Source organism: Pseudomonas sp. HTZ2, from assembly GCF_033173945.1.
GTDB classification, from domain to species: domain Bacteria; phylum Pseudomonadota; class Gammaproteobacteria; order Pseudomonadales; family Pseudomonadaceae; genus Aquipseudomonas; species Aquipseudomonas guariconensis.
Genome location: NZ_CP137332.1, coordinates 2,625,801 through 2,651,363, shown reverse-complemented (window position 1 = coordinate 2,651,363; position 25,563 = coordinate 2,625,801). Strand labels below are relative to the sequence as shown.

Here is a 25,563-nt window from a genome sequence, read left to right as displayed (position 1 = left end):
CGCTCCCCACAAAATCAGTGAGAGCTAACGGTTACGAATCAGTTGTAGGAACTCTTGGCGAGTGTTATACGAGTCGCGCATGCATCCGAGCATGACCGAGGTGCTCATTACCGAGTTTTGCTTTTCCACACCGCGCATCATCATGCACATATGTTTCGCCTCGATCACTACCGCCACACCGGCGGCATGGGTAACTTGGGCAATCGCTTCGGCAACCTGGCGGGTCAGGTTTTCCTGAATCTGCAGTCTGCGAGCAAACATATCGACTATACGCGCCACTTTCGACAGCCCCAGCACTTTGCCTGTGGGGATATAGGCAACGTGCGCCTTGCCAATGAACGGCAACAGGTGGTGCTCGCACAGCGAATACAATTCGATATCACGGACGATGACCATCTCGTCGTTGTCCGAGTCGAACAGTGCGCCGTTGACGATCTGCTCAAGGCTTTGCTGATAGCCATGGCACAGGTACTGCATGGCTTTAGCGGCGCGTCTTGGAGTGTCCAACAAGCCCTCGCGCTGCGGGTTTTCGCCAATGCCCTGCAGAATTTCGCGATAGTTTCGGGTCAGTTCCTCGTTCATTGTTGTCCCTGTTTAGAGTTGAATTATAGAAATTTTGTCGGTGGCTTGGCTGGCGTCGTGAAACTGTGCAGTCGAGCCATTACGCCATTGCTCCAGTAACAGCGCTTGACGCTGGTGGGCATGATGTAGAAAGCGCTCTTTCACTGGCCCGTAACCGCGCACGCTGTTTGGCAGCTCCAGCAGCTCGCGGGCTAGTTGCAGGTTGTCGCTGCGCAGGCCTGCGAACACTTCATCCAGAATGCTTTCATAGTTACGCAACCAGTTACGCTCGACCCTGCGCTCATGGGTATGGCCGAACGGATCGAGCCAGCTGTTGCGCAGTATCTTGAGTTTGGCCAGCAGCTTGAAGCCTTGCAGCATCCAAGGCCCGTAGCAGCGTTTTTTGGGTTCTTTGCTAATGCTGTTATCGTTGAGCAGCGGCGGTGCCAGGTGGAAACGCAGGCGGTAGTTGCCTTCGAACGTTGACTGGATCTTTGTCAGAAAGTCGCCGTTGCTGAACAGTCGGGCTACTTCGTATTCATCTTTGATTGCCAGGACCTTGAAGTAGTGGCGGGCAACGCTTTTGGACAGCTCGTCCGGCTGGCCCAGCAGCCGAGTTTCGGCCTCCATAAACTGCTCTACGCGTTGCCGGTAACGCTGGGCATAGGCTTTATTCTGATATTGCGTCAGGACGCTCATACGCCGCTTAACCATTTCTTCCAGGTTTTGCGAAAGTATGCGGTCGGCGCTTTGCTTTTTGCCGGCTTCCACAATGCTAAGTACCCGTGGCAAATCGTGGGCACTGCGTCGGCCCCAGGCGAAGGCTGCCAGGTTGAAGGCTACCGCGGTGCCATTCAACTCGATGGCCTGTTCCAGCGCCTCTTCGCCGACCGGCAACCAGCCTTTCTGATAGGCATAGCCCAGCATGAAGGTATTTGTAGCGATTGAATCGCCCATCAGAGTCGTGGCAATTTTGCTTGCGTCGACAAAGTCCGCCCGCGCTGCGCCAACGGTTTCGGCTATTTGCGCTGACATGCCTTGCGTATGGAATTGCGGGTCAGGGTGGCTGGCCAGATCACCGCTTTGCGCCTGCAGAGCAAAGGTACGCACGAACGCACTGGTAATGCTTTGCTCGCTGTTGACCAGAGCGTGCGTCACACCTTGGCGCAACTTGGATAACGTTTCGGTGTTGGCACTGACAACCAGATCGCAACCCAACAACAAGGCTGCTTCACCTTCGGCGATCCGCGGGGCGAACAACTGATCCTGGCGGGCAGCGATGCGAATGTGGGACCAGACGGCGCCGCCTTTTTGTGCCATGCCAGCCATGTCGAGGTTAAGCGTTCCCTTACCTTCGATAAATGCCGCCATGCCCAGTAAGGCACCTATGGTTACTACACCAGTGCCGCCCACACCGGTCACCAGAATGCTGTATGGCTCTTCGAGGGCGACGACCGACGGAGCGGGCAAGTCCCAGTCATCGTCGGCCTTGGCTGCCAGGGCCTGTGGCTTGCGCAGCGTTCCGCCTTCGACGGTGACAAAGCTTGGGCAAAAGCCGTTCAGGCAAGTGAAGTCCTTGTTGCACGAAGATTGGTCGATCTCGCGCTTGCGGCCGTACTCTGTGTCCACCGCCACCACCGACATGCAGTTGGACTTGCTGCTGCAGTCGCCACAGCCTTCACATACCGCTTCGTTGATCACCACTCGACGTGCCGGGTCGGGGAACTTGCCGCGCTTTCGACGCCTGCGCTTCTCCGCTGCGCAGGTCTGGTCATAGATGATTGCCGACACTCCCTGGAACTGGCGCAATTGCTCCTGGACCTCGTCCATCTTGTCGCGGCGTACTACCGGGACACTTTGGGCCAGATCATCAGTGCCCTTGTACTTCTCAACATCGTCACTGACCACCACTAAGCGCTGAACGCCCTCTGCAGCCAGTTGGCGGCTGATTTGTGCCACGCTGAGGCTGCCGTCCACTGGCTGCCCGCCTGTCATGGCAACGGCATCGTTGTAGAGAATCTTGTAGGTAATTTGCGCCTTTGCCGCGATGGCGGCACGAATAGCGAGAATACCGGAGTGGAAGTAAGTACCGTCACCCAAGTTGGCGAAGACGTGTTGGGTGGTGGTAAACGGCGCTTGGCCGATCCAGGCCACACCTTCGCCACCCATTTGGCTGAAAGTTTGGGTTTGCGGGTAGATCCAGGCGGCCATGTAATGGCAGCCGATACCGGCCAGCGCGCGGCTACCTTGCGGCACCTTGGTCGAGGTGTTGTGCGGACAGCCAGAGCAGTAGTGCGGCACGCGTTCCATCAGGTTGCTGAACTGGCCTTTGCACGCCAGCTGCGCTTCCAAAAGGGCTAGGCGCATTTGAAGCGAACCGCCTGGGTGCAGGCGCAGGATTCGCTTGGCCAGGGCTCGTGCGATCATCGCCGGCGTCAGGTCATTTATAGCCGGCAGCAGCCAATCGGTGTGCGGCAGGCTCCATTCACCCTTGTCGTCGAACTTGCCAACGATACGCGGACGTACGTCCTCACGCCAGTTGTAGAGCTCTTCCTTGAGTTGGTACTCGATCATGTGGCGCTTTTCTTCCACCACCACAATCTCTTCCAGACCTTCGGCGAACTGTCGCACACCTTCAGCTTCCAGCGGCCAGACCATGCCGACCTTGTAAAGGCGCAGACCGATTTTTTGCGCTTGTGTTTCGTCGATCCCAAGGATACGCAGGGCCTGGCATACGTCGAGATAGGACTTTCCCGAAGTGACAATGCCAATTCGTGCATTCGGCGAATCCATGACAATGCGATCGAGGCGGTTGGCTCGGGCATACGCCAGGGCGGCATACAGCTTATGCTCCAGCAGGCGCTGTTCCTGGGCCAGTGGTGGGTCGGGCCAGCGGATGTTCAGACCCCCTTCAGGCAACGCAATGGTCGGGATTACAGGCTGTACGCGATGAATGTCGATATCGACGACGGCCGCGCTTTCAACAGTGTCCGCCACAGCCTTGAGGGCGACCCAGCAGCCTGAGTAGCGCGACATGGCCCAACCATGCATGCCATAGTCGAGGTACTCCTGTACGCCGGAGGGCGCCAACACCGGCATCATCACTGCCTTGAAAATGTGCTCGGTCTGGTGGGGAAGGGAAGAGGAGCGGGCGCCATGGTCATCGCCTGCAATGGCCAATACACCCCCAAATTTTGATGTGCCAGCTGCGTTCGCGTGGCGGAAAACATCACCGCAACGGTCTACGCCGGGGCCCTTGCCGTACCACATGCCGAATACGCCATCATACATGGCACCTTCGAACAAATTGACCTGCTGCGTACCCCAGATCGAGGTTGCGGCAAGGTCTTCGTTCATACCAGGGTGGAACACTGTGTGGTGTGCTTTGAGGTAGTCACGTGCTTTCCACAGGGCCTGATCGAGTCCCCCTAGCGGCGAGCCGCGATATCCGGAAATGAACCCGGCGGTATTCAGACCGTTGGCCTGATCGCGTAGCCGTTGCATCAGGGGCAGGCGCACTAGCGCCTGAATCCCCGTGAGCAGTACATGTCCACTGTGTTGTACGTACTTATCTTCCAGGGAAACCGGGGTACTCATGTTCATCCTCCAGGCGTTGTTCTTGTATGGCTGCACCGGTAAGGGCGATGCCTTGTAGAGGCCGACTCTAGAAAGCAGGGGCGCGATCGTAAAATCACAAAAACAGCCGTGAGGTATTGGTGTTTCAAATACCTGCATGCGTCGGCATTGGCGGTGTTGCAGCTCAAACCGGGACTGTCGGGCCTAGATGCTAATTAAATATGGACAAATAATCAAAAAATGTTCAATTATTGGTCTTGAAGACGCTTGAGAACAAAACAGACAAGGGAGAAAGCCATGCGTGCAGCCATCATTTCCGAACGCAATGCGTTGCCACAGGTACGTGAGTTCAATGAGCCGCAAGCGCAAGACGGTGCGGTGCTGATCGACGTGGACACGGCCGGCCTTGGGGGGTGGGATGTGCTCGGGGCCTACCGTCTGGGTGTCGAATACCCTTGCGTCATCCGTGGTGAGGGCGTGGGACGAGCGCCGGATGGGCGGCGGGTATATTTCGGTGAGCGTTCGGTGCTGCCCTACGGTGCCTGGGCCGAGCGCACTTTGGTGCCGCAAGCCGAAGTGTGGAATGTGCCGGATGATGTGGACGACAAAACCGCGATCAGCATGGGTATTGCCGCTACCGGGGCCATCGTGCCGCTGGAAAAGGCTGAGATTCAGAAGGGCGAAAAGGTCTTGGTCCTCGGCGCCACCGGCACCCTGGGACAGATTGCCTTGCAGCTTGCGCGTGGCATGGGTGCTGGCAAGGTCGTTGGTGCTGCGCGTTCACAGGAAGCGCTTGGCCGTCTGAAGTCGCGCGGAATCGCCGACGAGGTCGTTACCCTGGGTGGCAGCGATGATGTTGACGCACTTAAGGAGGCAGCGGCCGGTGGCTTCGATGTGGTACTCGACCTGGTGTGCGGACAACCCTTGCTGACGTCTCTGAAGGCCACCAATTGGGGGGCACGCATTATGACCATTGGCACTGGTGCTGGCCGCCAGCTCAATCTGGATATCGCCGACCTGCTGTTTCGCAGCTTGTCGTGCATCGGGACCGGCCAGCGTCCCCCTGCGGACCGTGAACAGATCTGGCTGCGACTGTTGAAGATCGCCAGGGAACAGCAGATACACGTGGACTACTTGGATTTCACCCTTGACCAGGCCGCAGAGGCTTGGGCTGCTCAGATAGATGGACCGCACGCCAAGATCACGGCCACGATCCGCCGCTGAAGGCCGCAGCGGCAAGCGGTTTCATTGGTTCTGGCGGCGGGCTCGGCATAGCAGATGATCAAGGGCAAAGACGTTTCCATGCGCCAGCTTCGGTACTTCGTGGCGGCGGCTGATGCGGGTCAGTTCTCCCAGGCGGCTCTGAAGGTGCACGTGTCGCAGTCGGCCATCACCGCCGCGGTGCAGCACCTGGAAGAGACTATGGGTGTTAGCCTTTTCGACCGTTTGCCCTATGGCGTGACACTGACAGCCGAAGGCAATAAGTTTGCCCAGCATGCGCGGCATATCCTCGAAACGTTGCAGGACGCCCTGAGCGAGCCGCTGTTCCTCAGCCACTCGACACGGGGAAGCGTGCGTGTGGGGGCTTCCTACACGCTGCTGGGCTACTTCCTGCCAGCGCTGCTTGCACGATTCAAGCGCAACTATCCGCAGGTGGAGATCGAACTCGTCGACATAGATCGCCACAGCATCGAGCAGGCCGTTAACAATGGCGATCTCGACCTAGGCTTGGTGATAGTGTCCAACACCCCCAGCCTGAATGTGTTCTCCCATCAGGTGTTGATTCGGTCCCGCCGGCAACTCTGGTTGGCCATCCAGCACCCCTTAATGACTGCCTCCTCAATCAACCTCGAAGACGTGGCGCAGCACGCCTACATCCTTGCCACCGTGGATGAAGGTGACAGCTCGACGTTTCGCTACTGGGCGTCTCGTGGGTTGGCTCCCAACGTGGCTTTTCGTACTTCTTCCATGGAGGCGCTGCGCGGCATGGTCGGCCATGGCTTTGGCGTCGCCATTCTTTCCGACATGCTTTACCGACCTTGGTCCCTGGAGGGTAAGAGGATCGAGGCTCGGCCATTGACGGATGTCATTCCGCCCATGGAATTGGGACTGATTTGGCGACCCGACAAGCAGTTATCGATATCGGCCCAAGCGTTTCGACAGTTCCTGATCATGGCGTGTACGTCGTGAAACCTTGCTGGCCTTGCGTTGTTCCTCAGGGTGCTATGCGCAACACAGATAAAAATGAACAAAAATAAAATAAATGTCTATATTTTAATTGGTTCCGAAATTGCCGAACGGTGACCGTTCGGCCTGCTGGCCGATTACAACAAGGAGAACGCCATGCTGATCGATGTACACGCCCACCTGCTGACAGAGGGTATGCTGAACCGCCACGAATTTTGGGGCCCGTTCATGAAGGTGCAGGGGTTGACTGTCGGCCATTTTTCCCTAGGCACCAAGCAGCCGGCCAAAGCCACTAGCGACGCTGAGGCGCAAGTCAACCTATTGGCACGCATGACCCACGCCAGTCGTCGCAAGTTGATGGCCGAGCGGGGTGTCGACAAGCTGGTGGTCTCCACGCCTTCGCATTGCTTCATGTATTGGGCTGGTGATTTTGCCAACGAATACGCGCGTATTTGCAACGACGAGATGTCAGAGTTCTGTCGCGCCGACCCGGACCATTTCGACTTCTGGTGCCATGCCAATCTGGCCGATCCGCGCAACGCAGCCAAGGAAATCGAGCGAGCGGTAACCCAATTGGGGGCCAAGGGTGTATGCGTAGGCGGTGCCAACTTCAACGGATTGCAAGCTCATGACGAGCAGTTGTTCCCAGTGTGGGAGAAGCTCACACAGCTGGATGTACCAATCATGGTGCATGGCTTCAATCAGTCGATCTACTGGGGCGAAAAACATACCGACGACAAGTTCGAAACCACGTCCATTGTGGGCGATTGCGTCGATGAGACCCTGTTTTTCTGGTACCTAATCTGTGGAGGTGCCCTGGATGTCTTTCCAACCCTGAAAACCTACATCACCCATGCGGGGGGCATGGCGATCTTCCAACTGGGCCGACTCAGCGAACTCAACCAAGCTATGGCGCCCGATACGCGCAACCAGCGGCCGCTGCTGGACTATCTGCAGAACTTCTACTTCGATCTTGACGTACACGCACCTGGTTTGCGTCGTGGTGTCGCTGAAGTGGTGGGTTCTGAACGCTTGCTGTACGGTACAAACTTCGGTGGTGCCTATGACCACGGTGACCTGACGGCCGGGCTAGGACTATCGGTTGCGGATCGTGAGCGGATCCGCAGTGGTAACGCAATTGAACTGCTCAAACTGAAAGTGCCAGCTCACGCTGCGCGTGCTGTGACGCCGTGACGGGCAGTTTGCTGGCGATGAGTGCTGGGCGGCCGTATCCTCAACGTGTCGGGCGGCTGCCGCGACAACTCGGCGACCTCAGCGCCGCTTGGCTGACGGAGCTGCTGCAGCCGCGTTACCCCGGCATCGAAGTGCAGGCGTTGGCGGTGGTGGAGGTCCGCAATGGGCACACTACCAAGCTGCGCGCCAGGCTCGAGCTGAACGAGGTCGGTCAGCGCGCAGGGATACCGTCCCATGTCTGCCTGAAATCGAACTGGTCAGAAGGCTTCGAGAGCGGCGATATCTGCGAATTGGAGTCGCGTTTCTATCATCTGACCCGCGCGTGGTCCGGCGCGCCATTGCCTGCCACGTATTTCACTGATTGGGACGCCGATGGTGGTGGGCGCGGCGTAGTGGTAATGGAGGATCTTGGGCTGGCAGCCGGGAAGTTCGGCCACAGCACTGATCACCTGGGCGTGGATGGAGTCGCGCAGGGGCTGGAGTCTTTAGCCGCGTTGCATGCCGTGACCTGGGCCCACCCACGGCTGCACCGTCAGGTCTGGCTTCCGGTGTCGATGGCCAACCCGGTAGACAACGACGGCCTGCTGCGTATGTACAACTACATCAAGGTCAACCTGGGCAAGGATGACTACCGGCAGCGTCTACCTCGTTGGATCTATGAGACGCCAGAGCTCTTCAGCCATGCTTTCGATGAGTTGGCTGCCTTCGAACGGGCACAGGTTTCGCCCTCTTGCTTGATCCATGGCGATTCGCACCAAGGGAACAGTTTTCAGCGTGACAATGGAGAACGCATCTGGCTCGACTGGCAGTTGGCAAGACGCGGGCGGCCATGGCGCGATGTGGCGTACTTCATGCTCGGCGCGTTGACGATAGAAGAACGCCGCGCCGAGGGGCAACGGCTTCTGCAGGTGTACCGCGAAAAGTTGATCAGTCTGGGAGCGGCTGGTGTACTCGACCAGCACGCCGCCTGGGAGCAACTGCGGCGTTGGCCGGTGTGGGGCATGCAGACATGGATGTCGAACATGGATGACTGGGGGCAGTCAGGATTGCCGATGGTGGAGCGATTTTTTACCGCCGCCGAAGACTTCGACACGCTTCGCCTGCTGACACGAGGACGCAAGCCACGGCGTACTCCGGTGCTGGGCGAGGGCGCTCGTCCGCTGACGCCAGCCTATGCACACCTCTTGAAGGATTGAACATGGTCAAAACGCACGTGCATGGAGGTAAGCGAGGCTGAGTATGGCGGACTGGAGTACTACCTGGCGCGCTTGAGCGGTATAGATCGTTACGGCTTGGACGCGCTCCGTAATCGACTCCTAGTGGCTTAGGACAGGGTACTTGCGGTGACCCGTACGGGTTGCCATTGGGCCAATGCAATTCCCAGCAGAATCAGTCCGCCGCCTACCGCGTGATACAGGTGCAATGGCTCACCGAGCAGCCCAATCGCCAAGGCTGCGGTGAAGAGAGGGACCAGATTCATCAGTGCCGCGGTTTTTTCCGGGCCCAGGCGTTGCAGGCCTTGCATCCACAGGCCCGGTGCCAACGCCGAAGCGAATAGACCAGCAAACAGAACCAGCGGCAGGCTCTGAGCGCTCAGGGCCATCGATGATGTAAGCAAAAATGGCGGTACCAGCATTAACGTGCCGCAGAGTATCTGTACATAAAGGCTTTCCCAGGTGGGCAGGGGGATTTGCCAGCGCTTCACCAGCACGCAATACAGGGCGTAGGACAGTGACGCCAGCAGCATCAGCCATTCACCCAGACCCACCCCGCGCTGCCAGAGCGATGGCAGGTGGCCCGCGGTCAGCAACCATGCCAACCCTGCGAATGAAACTGCCGTGCCTGTCAGTAACGGCAGGGGGGGGCGTGTGTTCAGCAGCGGGAAGGCTACCAGTACCGTCAGCAAGGGCATGGTCGCCAGGATCAATCCCATTGAGGTGGCACTGACCGTATGTGCAGCAAAGTAGGCCAGAGACTGATACAGCGACATGCCGAGCAATCCCAGTAGCCATAGTTTGGGCAGGTATGGCCGTATCCTCTGGCGCATTCTCCAGACCCTGGGCAGCATGACTGGTGACAACACCAGCAATGCGGTCAACCAGCGATAGAACGAAATGGCCGCGGGATCTATCACCCCCACCGACAGGCGATTGACCACGGTACTGGCAGCCCAGATCAGTGTGGCAAGCACTGGAAACAGCAGCTTCATTACGGGCGCTCTAGTGGCTGTCGGTGTTTCGAGCGGCCAGTGCCGCGGCAAAATCACGCTTGAGTGTCGGGAAGTAGGCAATCTGGCCACCCATGCCCCCGGCAATGTCTATCGAAGCCGCGCTGATGAAACTGGCGTATTCGCTGGAAAGGAACAACACCATGCCTGCAACATCTTCCGGTTTGCCATAACGGCCGATCGGCACCACCTTCATAACCATCGCATCGAACTCCTCACGGCTGACCCCGGGGCCCATCTCCTTGTAGTGGCGGTCCCACTGGCCAGTGTCGATCCAGCCCATGTTCAGGCTATTGACGAGAATATTGTCCTTGGCCAGCGACATGCCCAGCGAGCGCGAAAGCGCTACACATGATGCACGGTTGATCACCGAAGGGATCCCGTCGGGGGTCGGCACGGTGCCGGCCAGGGCATTGATCTCGATGATCCGCCCCCAGCGCTGTTGCCGCATGAACGGCACCACAGCCTGGACGAAGCGAAAATGCCCCATCTGCAACACATTGGCGTGTTCAAGGATGGCTTCCGGCGTGAGGGTCTCTAGGTTGCCCCCACGCCCCTGGCCCGCGTTATTTACCAAAATGTCCACGCCTCCCCAGGTCTGCACCACCTCACCGACGAAATGTTGAACACCCTGAGTGTCCGTGACATCCACGGCTCGGGCCAGTACCGCCTGCGCATGTTCCTGCAGTTGTGCTTCCGCTTCGCGGACGGCCGCCAAGCTACGTGCGCAGATGGCCACACGGGCACCTTCCAGTGCGAAGGCACGGGCTATCGCAAGGCCTATACCGCGTGAAGCACCAGTGACAATCACGCGTTTTCCGCTCAGATCGATGTTCATGCGGGGCAAGCTCCTTGTGATTCTTGTTGGATTGACGCAGGCACGTTGCGGGTGTCTTCAGTGGCTTGTTTACCGGAAAAAAGCCGGTTGAGCAAAACATAATTGAACAGTTAGCATTTTTGTGTGCAGTATTGATCATGCTTTTCTCCATGCCTCTGACACCGGGGGCGATCAGTGGCAACGAAAAAATCGACTGAGATTCTAAATACAGAATTGAAATCTTTATATGGAATTATTTGTTTTTCTCGGTTAATTTGAAATCAAGCCATGGGCGCGCTTCACCGGTGAAACCTGCCGACAAGCTCACCCGAGCTGCTTAGGCAGGTGAGGTAGCAGTACGTCAGCACGGCTGTAGCCAGTACTTGGCCTTATACAAACGACTGAAAATAAAAATAAAAGGTGCCGTATGAAAGACATGACCAAGCAGGGAAGGCATGTGTTTAGCCGCAGCGCGATAGCGCTGGCAGTGCTCGGCGGGATGAGTGGAGCGCACGCTGTTTCGTTTGACCTGAGCAACCCTGACTACCGCCTGCGTTGGGACAATACCGTCCGCTACAACTTGGGCGTGCGCATGGAAGACCAAGACCACCGCATCATGCGGACCCCGACCTACGACGAGTCCGACAGCAAATTCGACAAAGGCGATATCGTTACAAATCGACTCGATGTGTTGAGCGAAGTGGATTTCTCCTACCTGAACGAATGGGGGGCACGCCTGAGTGCTGCTGGCTGGTACGACAATGCCTACCGTGACACCAAGGTCCACAGCCAGGTGGGTGGCCAGACCAGCTACGAAAATGGTCACTACAGCGATGAGGTCAAGCGCTATGTCAGAGGACCTTCTGGTGAAATCCTCGATGCGTTCGTGTGGAAAAACTTTCAGGTAGGCGATACACCGCTTAACGTCAAGATCGGTCGCCATACCAACTACTGGGGCGAGGGCCTGCTGTTCGGTGCACACTCAGTTTCCTACTCTCAGGCCCCGAGCGACGGTGTAAAAGCCGCTACCAGCCCGGGTATCGAGACAAAAGAAGTATTTCTGCCCATCGGCCAGATATCTGCCAAGGCCCAGGTCACTGATCATCTTTCCATCGCCGGCCAGTACTTCTATGAGTGGGACTACACCCGTATTCCCTACGGCGGGACCTACTTCGGCGGTGCAGACTTCCTGTTCGAAGGTCCGGATCAGATGCCAGCCGGTGCTGGGGCACTCAAGCGCGCCTCCTCCAAGTATGGTCGCGACAGTAATGCCAACTGGGGCGTGATGGCCAAATACAACGTTGAGGCGATCGAATCGACCTTCGGCTTCTACTACCGCCAGTTCGACGACTATCAGCCTTGGCTCGCACCGCAGGTCAAGGCGAACCTGGGTGAGTACCGCGTCGTGTACCCCCGCGGGGTCAAGCTTGCCGGTATCAGTTTTGCTCGTGTGTTCGATTCGGTGGCCGTGGGCACGGAGCTGTCATACCGCAAGAACGGCGCATTGAACGCCACTGGAGTCAGCACGCTGGATGACGAGGGGCCGCGTGGTGACACCATCCACTTTATCGCTAACGCCGTGTATGGCATGCCACGCAACTTCATTGCCAATAACGCGACCTTGGTTGGCGAGTTTGCCTACAGTCACCTGGTCAAGGTGACCGAGCATGACGAGTTGTTCAAGTACAAGGGCAATGCCGCCTGTACGGACGCCCGTACACCCGGTGTCGCCGGCTCCGGCGACGCGTCCGATGGTTGCTCGACGCGCGACTACTACGCGGTGGCAGTCAACTACACGCCGCAATACCTGAGCATCTTCCCATCTTGGGACATGGACGTACCTCTGACCATCAACTATGGCATTCATGGTAACGCTGCCTCGGCTGGTGGCGGCAGTGAAGGTGCGATGTCCTGGTCGGCTGGTGTGAAGTTCACCTATCAGCAACAGTATGAATTCGGCCTACGTTACGCCGATACCCGCGCCCAACCCAAGAACCTGGCAAATGGCACCGTCGGCGGCAATGGCGGCGTTGGTAACACAGACCGGGGCTGGTTGGCATTCACATTCAAAACCTCCTTCTGAACAAATCCAATAAAAACGGAGACTGCCCGAATGAAAAGACAATTGGCCTTGTCCCTGGCGCTGTTCGGCATCGCTACCTGCAGCGTGGCCGCGGTCAGCCCGGAGGAAGCGGCGCAGCTAGGTAAAACCCTGACCCTTTTCGGTGCGATCAAAGAGGGAAATGCAGAGGGCACGATCCCTGCCTACGATGGCGGGTTGCGTACTGCACCGCCAGATTTCAAACCAGACAGCGGGTTCTGGGCCGATCCATTCCGCAATGAGAAACCCTTGTTCCGCATCACTTCGCAGAATATGGCCCAATACGCTGACAAGCTCAGTGAAGGACAAAAGGAAATCCTCAAGAAATACCCGGAGTACTACTTCGATATCTATCCGAGCCACCGCACCACGGCATATCCAAAGGAGGTGTTGGATGCCACGGTACGCAACGCCACCACTTGTAACACACAGAGAGACGGGCTGGCAGTCGACCCGGCCTGCCGTGGAGGGTTGCCATTCCCGATTCCGAAGACTGGCAACGAGGTTATCTGGAACCAGCAACTGCGATACAAGATCGGCCCCGGGTACTCCACCACCAGCTCCTCTAATAGCTGGGTGATGGATGCGAATGGTCAGCGGACCAAGGCTGCCGAGCAAGCCACGTTCGAAGAGCAGCCCTACTATCAGCCTACGCAGGCCGACCGCGATCCAATGATGTATGCCCGTGTGTATTCACTGAACAACTATCCGGCACGCCGTTCGGGTGAAGTCACCGTACTCAACGATTATCTGGACCCTGCGGCCAAAGCGCGTCGAGCCTTCAGTTATTCGCCTGGCCAGCGGCGGGTGAAGCTGGCGCCGGAGTTTGCTTTCGATACGCCAGTCGCTAGCCAAGGCGGGGTTACGCTGTTCGATGAGCTGCAAATGTTCTCGGGCAGTCAGGACCGTTTCGATTACAAGCTGGTGGGCCGAAAGGAGATGTTCATTCCTTACAACGCCTACAAGTTCTACTTCGAGTGCAACCAGGACGAGCAATTCCTTAAGCACCATGCCAATCCGGCGTGCGAGCGTTGGGAGTTGCACCGTGTATGGGTTGTCGAGGCCACGCTCAAGCCGGGCAAGCGACACGTCTACAGCAAGCGAACTTATTACCTAGACGAGGACACCTTTGGGATTGGGCTGTACGACGCCTGGGACCAAAGCGGTGCCTTGTATCGCGCGATCTTCCTCAGTGGTGTGCAGTTGTACGACAAAAACTTGCCGTACAACGTGAAAAACGTCGTGTATGACTTCAACAAAGGCATGTGGGCGCTGCTCAACGACGGGTTGAAGGGCGGCTACAAGTTCGTCGATACACCACGAACCGAACGGGACATGAACCCCGAGGCAATTGTCGCTCGGGAGACCCAGCGCTAAGCCCTCCGGGCTGGTTGTGAGCTGCGCGCGTGCAAAGTGGTTCGCAGTTGAAAACGTTGTTCCTGAGCCCGGCAATGAGTGGCGCTTGTTGTCGGGTAGCAGGGCGACTCTGGCATGGTGAGGATAAAACAATGATTAGCCAAGGCCTAGCAAGACCTAATTCTTTGAGTGTGCACTTGTTGAGTGCGGCTCTGATTCCTTTGTGGCTGGCCATGATGGGGACAACCCAGGCTGGCACGCCCACCATTGATCCGCTTGAAATGCAGGCGCCGACACTCGCACAGCCGCTGGCCGCACCGTTGATCAGCGTGGCCCGCGCCGGCGACGTGCTGGTCGGTGTCGGCCTGCACGGCCTGATTCAACGCTCCCACGACAATGGCACCAGCTGGGAGCAAGTCCCCAGTCCGGTGTCCAGTGACTTCGTTCAAGTGCGCTTCAGCGATGCGCGAAACGGCTGGATTGTCGGCCACGACTCAGTGGTGTTGCACAGCAGTGACGGCGGCGCCACATGGGTCGTGCAGATGGATGGGCGCAAGTTGTTCAGCCTGCTTGGCAGTGTCTATGGCCGGCGGGCCGAACAGGGCGACCAGGAAGCCGGCGATCTGGTCCAGGAGGTAAACCGCGCGGTGGCTACGTCCGCGGCACCCGCTGTGATACCGGCGCCCTTGCTGGACGTGTTATTCGACGCCAGCGGTCGCGGCTTCGTCGTAGGTGCCTTTGGCATGATCCTTCGAAGTGAGGATGCCGGCAGCACCTGGCAACCCTGGCTCGAGCGCGCAGACAACCCACGCAGAATGCATTTGTATGGACTGGCGGAGCGCAATGGCACGTTCTACATCAGCGGAGAACAGGGTGTATTGCTGCGCCTTGAGCCTGGCCAACAGCGCTTTGAAAAAATCGAGACGCCCTACACCGGCACCTATTTTGGCATCGCCGCCTTTGAAAACCTGCTGCTGGCCTACGGGCTGCGCGGCAATTTGTTCGCAAGTGTTGATGATGGCCAGCAGTGGCAGCAGATAGAAACCGGGATCGACACCAGCCTGGTCAGCATTGTGGAGCAAGGACCGGCGCTAGTGATGGTGAGCCAGGGCGGGCAACTGGTCAGTCTGGATCTCCACAGTCTCAAGGTCACTCCGCTGGTACAAACGCGCGTGGGCGAGGTGTATGCAGCAAGCGACACGAAGCAGGCCGGGCGGCTAGTGGTGGCACGCTTTGCCGGTGCCAAGGTCATCGATATCGCCCGGGCTAACTGACGCCGTCGGCACGATTCCCTAACGAGAAAGAAAACATGGTCGAGCAAAAATTCAACAGCGGGATGCCAGTGATCACCCACCTGGAGGACTTCGATAAAAGCTCCGGCGGCTGGTTTGAGCGGGTGATCTTCCGTAACCGCATGTTGGTCATCGTTGCCTGCCTGCTCGCCACCGTGGTGCTGGGCTTCTTCGCTGCACAGCTGCAGGTGAACGCCAGCTTTGAAAAGATGATTCCAAGCTCCAGCCCGTACATCAAGAACTACCTGGCTTACAAGAACCAGTTGCCGGGCCTGGGGAACAGCGTTCGTGTGGTGGTCGAGAACAAGACGGGCGATATCTACGACGCCGACTATCTGCTGGCCCTGCAGAAGGTCAACGACATGTTGTACCTGATTCCTGGCGTAGACCGCTCATGGATGAAGTCGTTGTGGATGCCCATCGTACGCTGGAAGGAGGTCACGGAGGAGGGCATCGATGGCGGGGCGGTGATGCCATCGGACTACGACGGCAGCGAACAATCCATCCAGGCCTTGCTTCGTAACATCACACGCGCCGGCATCATCGGCAATCTGGTGGCCAACGACAGCAAGTCGAGCATGCTAGTGGCACCGCTGCTCGATACCAACCCGCAAACCGGCGAGCCGCTGGACTACGGCGTGTTCTCCAAACAGCTCGAAGAGAAGATTCGCGCGTTAGAGAGCGACAAGATCGGCATCCACATCGTTGGCTTCAGCAAGCTGGTGGGCGACCTGATCGATGGTCTGTATTCGGTCATGCTGTTCTTTGGTGCCTCGGTAGTGATTGCAGGGGTGTTCGTGTACTTCTACACCCGTTGCCTGCGCAGTACGCTGCTGCTGGTAGGCGTAGCGGTGGCTGGCGTGGTCTGGCTGCTGGGGCTGATGCAACTGCTGGGTTACGATCTGGACCCTTACTCGATTCTGGTGCCGTTCCTGATCTTCGCCATTGGCATCTCCCATGGCACCCAGAAAATGAACGGCATTCTCCAGGACATCGGCCGCGGTACACACAAGTACGTGGCGGCGCGTTACACGTTCCGTCGCCTGTTCCTGACCGGGCTCACCGCACTGTTGACCAATATCGTCGGTTTTGCAGTGCTGGTCATCATCGACATCCCAGTGATCCGCGATCTGGCCCTGACCACGAGCATCGGTGTGGCGGTACTCATCTTCACCAAGTTGCTGTTGATTCCGGTGGCGTTGTCGTACCTGGGCGTGAGTGCCAAAGCCGCGCGCATCGCAATCGCCAAGGACCAGGCGGGGGAGGCCGGACAAGGTATTTTGGGGCGTGTTTGGCGTGGCCTGGACCGTTTTACGGAGCGCCCGATGGCCACCGCGATCATTGCTTTGTCGCTGGTGGTGACACTGCTGGGCAGCATGGTGATGATGCACCTGAAGGTGGGCGACCTGGATCCAGGGGCTCCCGAGCTGCGCCCGGACTCGCGCTACAACCGCGACAATGCCTTCATTACCCAGAATTACGGGCTCTCCAGTGACCAGTTCGTGGTCATCATGAAAACCGACGAAGACAGTTGCAGGCTTTACCAGGCTTTGCAACGCATGGACAAGTTGGCCTGGCAGCTTAACCGGACTCCGGGGGTGCAGACCACCCAGTCTCTGGCCGAAACCGTGCGCATGATCAGTTCGGGCATGGCCGAGGGCAGCCCGAAATGGCTCAGTATCAGTCGCGACCAGGCCATTACCAACGCGGCGGTGGATGCGGCAATGATTTCCGCCCCTGGAATCACCAATCAGCAGTGTTCGGTTACCCCAATGATCGCCTACCTGGCCGATCACAAGGCAGACACCTTGAGCCGGGTTCTGAAAGTATCGGAAGCGTTCGCCAAGGAAAACAACACCAGTGCGGACGCCGATAACCCAGTGGAGTTCCTGCTGGCAGCGGGCAATGCCGGCATCGAGGCCGCAACCAACATCGAGGTCGAGAAGGGCATCATCACCATGTACCTGGCGGTGTACGGCGCAACGGCGCTGCTGTGCCTGCTGACGTTCCGCAGCTGGCGCGCGACGGTGGTTGCGCTGATCCCTCTGCTGATGACCACGATCATCTGCAAGGCGCTGATGGTGTGGTTGGGCATCGGCCTGAAGGTCGCGACGTTGCCGGTCATTGCGGTGGGCGTCGGTGTCGGCGTGGACTATGCGCTGTACCTACTCAGCGTACAGCTGGCGGTGCAAGAGCGCGGCGCCAGCCTGGCAGTCGCCTACCGTCGTTCGCTGGACTTCACCGGCCGCGTGGTCGCGCTGGTCGGCCTGACCATGGCGGCCGGGGTGATTACCTGGGCCTGGTCACCCATCAAGTTCCAAGCCGACATGGGCATCCTGCTGACCTTCATGTTCCTGTGGAACATGCTCGGGGCGCTGGTCCTGATCCCGGCACTGTCACATTACCTGCTCAACCCCAGACGCAACGCCAAGGCCGGGACCACCCTGGATCTTGACGAGGCCCGCGTGCAGCAGCGCCCCGACAAGCCTGCAAGCGTGGCCAAACGCCATGCATTGCCCGCGCCCACCGTACGCGGCGTGCCCGCTGACTGAAAAGGCCGGGTATAGGCCTTGCCAACCCCTTTGAGGAGAGAGAAATGTTCGAATTACTGATGAGTGCCGACATGATGGTGCCGGACCCGGACGCCATGACGGAAATACTGGTCGACAAGCTCGGTATCTACAAGCATGAACGCTGGCGCCAGGCGTTCGACAATCACCCGTACATTGCGCACTTTCTGCGGGTGCACAAGTCTCTGGCAGTGTCTCCCACGCGCATTGAGCCGCAGTGGCACCTGGATCGCCCCAATCCGGGCGACCCGCTGTTCCATGAGTTCCTGGAGAGTCTAAAGGACTACCAGGGCCGCCATCGGCCCATGCTGACCCACTCCATCGTGCTGGCGCTGCATGGTGACAAGTTCGATGCGCTGGTGGACAAGCTGATGCGCCGTCGCCTGCCTTTTCGCATGGCGCAGCGTACCCCGGAAATGCCATTCGATCGTCTATGGCTCGGTGCGACCCCCGAGAAGCCCTGTTACCAGCCGTCCGTGGATGGGGGCCTGTGCATCGAGATCATGCCGACCGAGCCATTGCAGATGCCGGCCGAAACCTACCAACTGCCGCCGGTCAAGCCGCGAGATCTCAAGCCCGGCGACATGGTGCGCGTGACCGCCCGTGGGTTCCTGGTGCGAGACCTGGATGAAACTCTGCGCAAGATTTCCACCAACCTGGACTGGGAACCGAGCGGGCCGGTAGAGCATATCGGCGGTGAAGGATATCGCCGTGCACGCATGGGGTTCAGCGTGCCCAACAGCGCCACCCTCGATGTACTGGAGGCCACTTATTGGAACACTGATGCCGGCCATTACCTCAACAACTGGGGGCCGGGCCCTTACTACATCCGCATCGGCGTCAACGACTTGGCCGCCAAGGCCGAGGACCTGCGCGCCCGCGGCACCCGTTTTGAGTGGGTTGAGTCATCGCAGGCGGTGGACGGCCGGGCGCTGATCAAGGTCGACCCGCAAGAGCTCAATGGTCAGGTGTTCGAGTTTGAGGAGTGCCCTGCATGAGCACAGCGCTGAGCGAGCAGGTGATCAACGAGGCGGTGCGCGTGGAGTGTGACGCACGGGTCGGCTGGGTGGTACTGACTCGCCCCAACCAGATCAACGCCATCAATGACGCGATTCGTCAGGGGGTACCGCAGGCGCTGACCCTGCTGCAGCAAGATCCCGAGATTCGCGTGATCGTGATTCGTGGTGAAGGCGAGCGCGGCTTCTGCGCCGGCGCCGACATCAAGGAACGCCGTGGCCCTGAATCCAGCCTTCAGGTTCGCCAGCGCATGGAAAAGGTGCGCTGGATCGAAGCTCTGGACGGTATCGCCAAGCCGGTGATCGCGGCCATCCACGGCTACTGCATGGGCGGCGGGCTGGAGCTGGCGTTGGCCTGCGACATTCGCTTCGCGGCGCCCAATGCGGTGTTTGCGCTGCCGGAAACCGGCCTGGGGCTGATCCCCGGTGGCGGCGGCACGCAACGTCTGTCGCGTGTGGTCGCACCGGGCCAGGCACTGGACATGCTGCTTTCTGGTGATCGCATGAATGCAGCACAAGCGCAGCGCATCGGGCTGGTAAGTCGGGTGGCCAGCGACAACCACGGCCTGCTGGAGGAGGTCACGACCTTTGCCCGGCGTATCGCCGCCAAGCCGCCCACCGCATCGGCCTTCGTCAAGCAGGCGGCCCGTGCCGCGCTGGAGTTGGACCTCAAGAGCGGACTGAACCTGGAGCTCGACTTGTTCGCGCTGCTGGCACCTACCCACGACGCGCGCGAGGCTGCCCAGGCCTTTAGCGAACGGCGTGAGCCGCGTTTCACCGGCGAGTGACGGGCTCACTTACAACAAGGAAATCCACATGAGTACAGGCAAGCTGGCAGGACGGGTGGCCATCATCACGGGCGCCGGTGGCGGGTTGGGGGCAGAATGCGCCCGCGTGCTCGCCTCCCATGGTGCGAGCATCGCCGTGGTCGACATCAACCTGGACGGGGCCACGACGGTTGCCCAATCGTTGCTCGACGAAGGGCACCAGGCGTTGGCGATTCGCACCGACGTGTCGTCGGAGGCCGACGTCCAGGCGATGGTTGCCCAGGTCAGGCAGCGGTTTGGTCGTATCGACGTACTGCACAACAATGCGGCAATCCTCAATGCTGAGCAGCGCCAGGCAGACCGCGATTTCGTCAATCTCGACATGGCGGCCTGGGACCGCGCCATCGCCGTTAACCTGCGCGGCGCGGTGTTGTGCACCAAGCACGTGATACCGGCCATGCTGGAACTGGGCAAGGGCTCGATCATTTTCGCCACCTCGGGGCTCGGTATGCAGGGTGACATGTCCCTGACCGGATACGCTACCTCCAAGGCCGGCCTGATGATGTTACCGCGCATGGTGGCCTCGCAGTACGGCAAGCAGGGCATTCGCGGCAATGCCGTACAGATCGGTTTGGCGCCCTCCGAGCACGCCATGCCGCCGGCGTTGCTAGACATCCTGCGCGACAACCACTGTACCGCCGAACTAGGCACCCCGCGCCAGATCGCCGATGTCGTGGCGTTCCTGGCGAGCGACGAGTCGTCCTTCGTTACCGGCAGCACACTGGTGGCCGATGGCGGGTTCAGTACCCACACCCCTTCATTGGTGGCCATGCGCTCGCTATTCGCGCAGATGGGCAGAACTGGCATGTGACCCCCGCGGCGACGCGTACCTGCGTCGCCGCAGCTGACCTTCGACTTGGAAGCATGTGATGAACCAGACGCAATCCGCAGTAAACCCTGATTTTGATGTGATCGTGGTCGGCGGGGGCACCAATGGCCTATCTGCTGGCTGCTACCTGGGCATGGAGGGCAAGAAAGTGCTGGTGCTCGAAGCCCTGGACAAGGTGGGTGGCATGGCCTCCTCGGGCTACCTGATACCTGAGGCGCCGCAGCACTTGGTTCACCCCTGCGCGCTGGACATGATGTCGATGCGCGTGCACGCCCACGTGCCGGCGGAGCTTGGCCTGGAGCAACACGGCTTCAAATCGGTGGAACTGGCGCCGGGGTATGTGTATCTGCACCCGGACGGCCAATCGCTGATCTTCTGGCGTGACCGCGAGCGTACCGCTGCCGAGATCCGCCGCTTCAGCACCCGCGACGCCGACGCGTTTCTTGAATTCATGAAGGTCATCGACCTGTTCCTGGAGATCGCGCTGCCGATGATGCGGGTCGATCCGGCCAAGGCCAACCTGGGGGTCAAGCTGCGGATGGTCGCCACAGCAATCAGGCATAGGGCCCTGAAGCCCGAACTGATGGCGCTGATGACTGGGTCGGCTCTGCAGGCGGCGCGCGAACGATTCGAGCATCCGATCACCCGCTCGGCGATGTGCGCGCTTACCGGGCTTGCGGGCGACATCACAGCCGACGGCGGTGGCATCTACTACGCCCTGCTAGGGTTCCTGCACCGCTTCGGTGTGGGGCGGGTGATGGGCGGCATGCAGCAGTTGAGCAATGCCATGCGGGCCCGCCTGGAGGCGTTGGGCGGCCAGGTGCTGGTGTCGGCCAGCGTCAGTGAAATCGTGGCCAGTGACGGCGTGGTCAAAGGCGTGAAATTGGCCGATGGCCGTACCTTCTCTGCCCGCGCCGTGATTGCCGGCTGCCACCCCCGGCCGGCGCTGGAGATGGTCACTGCCGGTCAGCTTCCCAAGCATCTGCTGACCCGCATCGCCATGGCCCCGGCCAACGCCAAGGGCTCGGGCCCGTTGAAGGTGGATGTGGCCCTACGCGGGCAGATTTCGCTGCCACGCTTCGAGGCGGTGCGCGGCGATGGTGTCGACTTGCGCAACACCTGTCTGCTGATCGGCACCGAAGAGGCCGTGCTGGAGAACTTTGCCGCCTGTGCGCGGGCCGAAGTGCCGACCTTGCCCTACATCACCATGGCCGTACCCAGCGCCGCCGACCCGTCACAGGCGCCTGAGGGCCAGGATGTGCTGTACATCTACCCACCGGTGATGCCGGTCAACCCGAATGAAGGGTGGGATGCCCTGCGTGAGCGAGTGGCTGATCAGGTGATCGAGCAGTTGTACGCCTATGTCGACGGTATCGAGGGGCAAATCATCGGCCGACGCATCGAGGCTGCCCCGGACTTCACCGCGCGCCTGAATACCGTGAATGGTTGCGTGGTGCATATCGATACCACTTCGATGCGCTCCAGCACCATGCGCCCGGCGCACGGCCTGGGTGGCGATACGCTGCCGGTGGCGGGGTTGTACTTGGGCAGTGCGGGCATCCATCCTGGGGGTGGAGTCAATGGCATGGCAGGCCGGCTGGCGGCCAGGCGGGTCAGCCGCTACCTGAGCAAGTCGCGGCGCTGAAAAGCGCCCCGTCTACAGGGGCCGCAGACAGACGAAACCGGCAGCCGTCAGAGGCTGCCGTTTTTCTTTTCTGCGTTCAGAGACAGGCTCGCAATGACGAAGTCGGCCGAGTATTGGCGCCAGGTAATCATGCCTTCGGCAGAGTCGGTATCCAGGCCAGCGAGGGTCGACATCGAATAGCGGTTGGTGAACCAGCCCGTGGTCACCAGCGAGGCACAGGCCAGTAGCAGGCGTGGGTTGATGTCGGCGCGAAAATCCCCGCTGGCGGCGCCCCTGCGTAGGATGGCGTCGAGCTTGGCAATCAGTGCCGGCGCCATTTCTTGGAAATGATTACGAGGTGTTTCGTGGGCGTCGTGATAGCGAATGCCCTCCAGCGCCAGGCTGCCGAGGAAGGGGTCGAGCCGGTACTGGTCGAAGAAGTGATTGAGGACGGCACGCAGCGCCACAGGCGGTGGCAGTTGCTCGACCTCCAGGTTCACCAGCTCGGACATGATGTGGCTCGACGACTCGTCCAGTACCGCTACGAACAGGCCTTCCTTGGAACCGTAGTAGTGGTAGACCAGCTGTTTGGTGACGCCGGCCTCCCGAGCTATTTCTTCCACCCGTGCCCCAGCCAGGCCTTTCTTGGCGAACTCGACACGTGCAGCCGCGAGCAGCCGTTTCATCGTGCTGCGCTTGCCCTGTTCGACACCGTCTGTTGCTTTGACTACCACCCTGGACTCCTCATGCCGGTGTTGGCCCTTGTTGTTCACACCTTGAAGCATTTACCCGGCTGCCTTCGTTTGACCCCGAGTCAAACGAATCGGAGCCGCCCCTTACAGACAAGGGCATACCATAGGTTGGCAGGCGATACATCCTACGTAAAGCGCAGAAATATCGGTGCGCAGGCAAGAATAAAAACAACACAGGAGATCCTGATGAGCAACGAAAGTGCAGCCCTGGACCTGGCAACGGCGTACAACGCCGTGTCGGAAATGTACCGCGGTACCGATCTGGACATTCACGCGGTGTGCCGCGAGCAACGATTGAAATCACCCATCTACGAAGGCGATTTCATCACCCAGTTCGGCGTGCCGACCAATGCGGGCACTCAGCAGGGCACGCGCCCGACCTTCGCGTTGTTCAAGTACCAGGACGTGATGAGCGTGCTGCGCGACGGCGCCACCTACACCAACGGTTTCATCGCTGAGGGCCTTGGTGCGTTTTTTGATGGACTGATCATCCTGGCTATGGACGGTGACGAGCACCGCAAGGTGCGCGCCTTGTTGCAACCGGCGTTCATGCCCGAAACGGTCAACAAGTGGCGTCCGCAGATCGACCAGGTGATCCGCGAGGAATATATCCATCCGATGCTGCCGGCGAAAAAGGCCGACCTGATGAAGTTCGGCCTGGAGCTGCCGATTCGCATCATGTACGCACTGATGGGGTTTCCCTCCGACGACCCGTCCAAATACAAGCAGTACGCGGCCTGGGCACTGGCCATCGTGGGGGGCAACCAGATCGACCCGAGCAAGATGGTCGAGGCGCGCCGCCAGGCCGGGATCGCGGTTAAAGGGCTATACGACGCGCTGGCCGAAGTGGTGGTGCAACGCCGTCAGGCGGGCAGCCAGGGCGACGACGTGGTGGGCCGCCTACTGCGCGCCGAATACGAGGGGCGCACGCTGAACGACCATGAGGTCATCACCTTTACTCGCTCGTTGCTGCCGGCGGCAGGTGAAACCACCACGCGCATGTTCGGCTCGGTCATGACCCTGCTGCTGACCACGCCGGGCCTGCTGGAGCGGGTCAAGGCCGACCGCAGCCTGATTGCCAAGCTGATGGACGAAACCACGCGCTTCGAGCCGGTGGCCACCTTCAAGGTGCGCGAGACGGCCAAGGACGTCGAATTCCATGGCGTAAAAATCCCCAAGGGTTCGTTCGTGCAGTGCATGGTGGTATCGGCCAACCGCGACGAAGACGCCTTCGAAAACCCTGACGTGTTCGACATCGACCGCAAGCCCAAGCCTTCCTTCGGCTTCGGTTTCGGTCCGCACATGTGTATCGGCCAGTTTGTCGCCAAGGTCGAGATCAGTTGCGCGGTCAACGCCATCCTCGACCTGTTGCCCAACCTGCGCCTGGACCCCAGCCAACCGCTGCCGATGATTAGCGGCGCGCAGCTGCGCGGCGTATCCAGGTTGCCAGTGATCTGGGACTGAGCCTACCTCGGATACCACATTTAGCTTTACGGCCTTACAAAAACAACAGAGGGCACTATGAGAACGTTCAAGACCATTCCAGAGCGCGGCGACTTCGGCTTCCAGCAACTGGTGGGCCCGCACAAGGTAAGCGGCGCCTCGATGTCGGCCGAGCGCGGCTTTTTCGGCCTGCACCTGAGCAAGAGCTCACCCTTCGGATCGGTGCGCGATGAGCAAGGCAACATCTATTCCTTCGTTCGCTCGCTGATGGCCCCCAACGGCACGCCGAACCCGACCAAGTTCTTTTACCTGAACAACCATGTCGACAAGGTCAACTTGCGCATGGACCACGAGAAGATGGCCAAACAGGCGCTAACGCCCATGCCCGTGCACAGCCTCGACGGTGATACCGCGCGCTGGGCCAGCCAACCGGGGGAACCGGGCAATGCCTGGGAAATCACTGCCAGCAGCGAACGCCTGACCTGGAAGGAGGAGGGCCTGTTCGCTATCGAGGGTCGCCTGCTCGGGCCGGGTTTGCAATGGTACTTGCCGGGCGTGGAGTGGGGTACGTTCTATGTTTCGCAGTTGTGGGATGTGGCGGGCGTATGCGAGGGTCGGCCGGTCAAAGGTGCGCTGGCGCTGGACCAGTTCTACATGGCTGAAGGCGGCGCCATCCATTTCAAGAAAGACCTGGTGGTGAACAACAACAAGCACGTGATCTGGTGGTCGTTCGTCACCGTGTACAAGGACGGCACCTGGGATACCGGCTCGTTCATGGTCGGCCACGACCATCTCGGCTATGCCTTCTTCAACAATGAAAAAGGCGAAGTGCGGGTGACCACCGACATCGAAGGCCAGACCGAGCACAAGGACGGTAGCTACTTCCTGAAGTCGGCGCGGATCGTGTTGGAAGGCAAGGAAGAATGGGAGTTCCTGCCGGACGAGCGGGGCGAGATGATCGATTTTGTCGGCGGCTTCCCGATCACTGCCCAGCAGGAAGGGCGCTGGCGTCGGGTAGGCGATACCCGTGAGCCGTCGCACTGGCTGGGCTGGGGTGAATCTGACCGGCGCAACGGTTCGGCGCGTAATGTGCCTGGCAAGGATCTGTAACGCTGCACTGTGCGCCTGCCTCGGTGGGCAGGCGTATGCATAAAGCAAAACCCTCAACCAATAACAACAACGGGGAACCGC

At 59.6% G+C, this 25,563-nt stretch carries 19 protein-coding genes; 14 read left to right on the top strand and 5 right to left on the bottom strand.

Going from position 1 to position 25,563, the window contains the following annotated elements; genetic code table 11:
• Positions 1–24: 24 nt before the first annotated feature.
• The gene (folE, locus tag R6G97_RS12305) at positions 25–582 is read right to left on the bottom strand and encodes a GTP cyclohydrolase I FolE (RefSeq protein WP_046785888.1); all 558 of its coding nucleotides are present in this window, start codon (positions 580–582) and stop codon (positions 25–27) included.
• A 12-nt stretch (positions 583–594) separates the two neighbouring features.
• Positions 595–4,158: an indolepyruvate ferredoxin oxidoreductase family protein gene (locus R6G97_RS12300; RefSeq protein WP_060493177.1), complete on the bottom strand. Its 3,564-nt coding sequence runs from the start codon at positions 4,156–4,158 to the stop codon at positions 595–597.
• Positions 4,159–4,434: 276 nt separating this feature from the next.
• On the opposite strand from R6G97_RS12300, the gene R6G97_RS12295 reads away from it, so the two are divergent.
• The 4 genes from R6G97_RS12295 to R6G97_RS12280 all read left to right on the top strand — a co-directional run bounded on the left by R6G97_RS12295 (position 4,435) and on the right by R6G97_RS12280 (position 8,714).
• A complete protein-coding gene (locus R6G97_RS12295; RefSeq protein ID WP_054573037.1) occupies positions 4,435–5,361 on the top strand; it encodes a quinone oxidoreductase family protein in 927 nt (308 codons plus the stop codon).
• Positions 5,362–5,415: 54 nt separating this feature from the next.
• Positions 5,416–6,327, top strand: coding sequence for a LysR family transcriptional regulator (locus R6G97_RS12290; RefSeq protein ID WP_046785890.1), 912 nt, complete (start codon positions 5,416–5,418; stop codon positions 6,325–6,327).
• A gap of 153 nt (positions 6,328–6,480) precedes the next feature.
• Positions 6,481–7,518, top strand: a complete 1,038-nt coding sequence (locus R6G97_RS12285) for an amidohydrolase family protein (RefSeq protein WP_046785891.1) — start codon at positions 6,481–6,483, stop codon at positions 7,516–7,518.
• Positions 7,515–8,714 (top strand): phosphotransferase, encoded by a 1,200-nt coding sequence (locus R6G97_RS12280; protein ID WP_060493176.1) that lies wholly within the window; start codon positions 7,515–7,517, stop codon positions 8,712–8,714. The genes R6G97_RS12285 and R6G97_RS12280 overlap by 4 nt, the downstream gene beginning before the upstream one ends.
• A 128-nt stretch (positions 8,715–8,842) precedes the next feature.
• Here R6G97_RS12280 and R6G97_RS12275 read toward each other — a convergent pair whose 3' ends face one another.
• Both R6G97_RS12275 and R6G97_RS12270 read right to left on the bottom strand, forming a co-directional pair.
• Positions 8,843–9,727 carry a DMT family transporter gene (locus tag R6G97_RS12275; protein ID WP_060493175.1) on the bottom strand — a complete coding sequence of 295 codons (885 nt, stop codon included), beginning with the start codon at positions 9,725–9,727 and terminating at the stop codon, positions 8,843–8,845.
• A gap of 10 nt (positions 9,728–9,737) precedes the next feature.
• The gene (locus tag R6G97_RS12270; RefSeq protein WP_046785893.1) at positions 9,738–10,583 is read right to left on the bottom strand and encodes an SDR family oxidoreductase; all 846 of its coding nucleotides are present in this window, start codon (positions 10,581–10,583) and stop codon (positions 9,738–9,740) included.
• Between the two features lie 406 nt (positions 10,584–10,989).
• Here R6G97_RS12270 and R6G97_RS12265 point away from each other — a divergent pair, with 406 nt between their 5' ends.
• The 8 genes from R6G97_RS12265 to R6G97_RS12230 all read left to right on the top strand — a co-directional run bounded on the left by R6G97_RS12265 (position 10,990) and on the right by R6G97_RS12230 (position 22,198).
• Complete coding sequence (locus R6G97_RS12265) at positions 10,990–12,645, top strand: DUF1302 domain-containing protein (RefSeq protein WP_046785894.1); 1,656 nt, start codon at positions 10,990–10,992, stop codon at positions 12,643–12,645.
• Positions 12,646–12,675: 30 nt separating this feature from the next.
• Positions 12,676–14,040: a DUF1329 domain-containing protein gene (locus R6G97_RS12260; RefSeq protein ID WP_046785895.1), complete on the top strand. Its 1,365-nt coding sequence runs from the start codon at positions 12,676–12,678 to the stop codon at positions 14,038–14,040.
• Between the two features lie 212 nt (positions 14,041–14,252).
• Positions 14,253–15,293, top strand: coding sequence for a WD40/YVTN/BNR-like repeat-containing protein (locus R6G97_RS12255; protein ID WP_317848143.1), 1,041 nt, complete (start codon positions 14,253–14,255; stop codon positions 15,291–15,293).
• 35 nt (positions 15,294–15,328) lie between these two features.
• Positions 15,329–17,863 carry an efflux RND transporter permease subunit gene (locus R6G97_RS12250; protein ID WP_060493174.1) on the top strand — a complete coding sequence of 845 codons (2,535 nt, stop codon included), beginning with the start codon at positions 15,329–15,331 and terminating at the stop codon, positions 17,861–17,863.
• Between the two features lie 44 nt (positions 17,864–17,907).
• A complete protein-coding gene (locus tag R6G97_RS12245; protein ID WP_060493173.1) occupies positions 17,908–18,879 on the top strand; it encodes a hypothetical protein in 972 nt (323 codons plus the stop codon).
• Positions 18,876–19,685 carry an enoyl-CoA hydratase/isomerase family protein gene (locus R6G97_RS12240; RefSeq protein ID WP_046785899.1) on the top strand — a complete coding sequence of 270 codons (810 nt, stop codon included), beginning with the start codon at positions 18,876–18,878 and terminating at the stop codon, positions 19,683–19,685. Before R6G97_RS12245 ends, R6G97_RS12240 begins: the two co-directional genes overlap by 4 nt.
• A gap of 28 nt (positions 19,686–19,713) precedes the next feature.
• Positions 19,714–20,535, top strand: coding sequence for an SDR family NAD(P)-dependent oxidoreductase (locus R6G97_RS12235; protein ID WP_046785900.1), 822 nt, complete (start codon positions 19,714–19,716; stop codon positions 20,533–20,535).
• A gap of 58 nt (positions 20,536–20,593) precedes the next feature.
• A complete protein-coding gene (locus tag R6G97_RS12230) occupies positions 20,594–22,198 on the top strand; it encodes a phytoene desaturase family protein (RefSeq protein ID WP_046785901.1) in 1,605 nt (534 codons plus the stop codon).
• Positions 22,199–22,245: 47 nt separating this feature from the next.
• On the opposite strand, the gene R6G97_RS12225 is transcribed toward R6G97_RS12230, so the two are convergent.
• Positions 22,246–22,911 carry a TetR/AcrR family transcriptional regulator gene (locus R6G97_RS12225; protein ID WP_054573070.1) on the bottom strand — a complete coding sequence of 222 codons (666 nt, stop codon included), beginning with the start codon at positions 22,909–22,911 and terminating at the stop codon, positions 22,246–22,248.
• Positions 22,912–23,115: 204 nt separating this feature from the next.
• Between R6G97_RS12225 and R6G97_RS12220 the strand changes: the two genes are divergently transcribed.
• The gene (locus R6G97_RS12220; protein WP_169774697.1) at positions 23,116–24,393 is read left to right on the top strand and encodes a cytochrome P450; all 1,278 of its coding nucleotides are present in this window, start codon (positions 23,116–23,118) and stop codon (positions 24,391–24,393) included.
• A 57-nt stretch (positions 24,394–24,450) separates the two neighbouring features.
• A complete protein-coding gene (locus R6G97_RS12215) occupies positions 24,451–25,482 on the top strand; it encodes a hypothetical protein (protein ID WP_041505808.1) in 1,032 nt (343 codons plus the stop codon).
• The last annotated feature ends 81 nt before the right edge of the window (positions 25,483–25,563 follow it).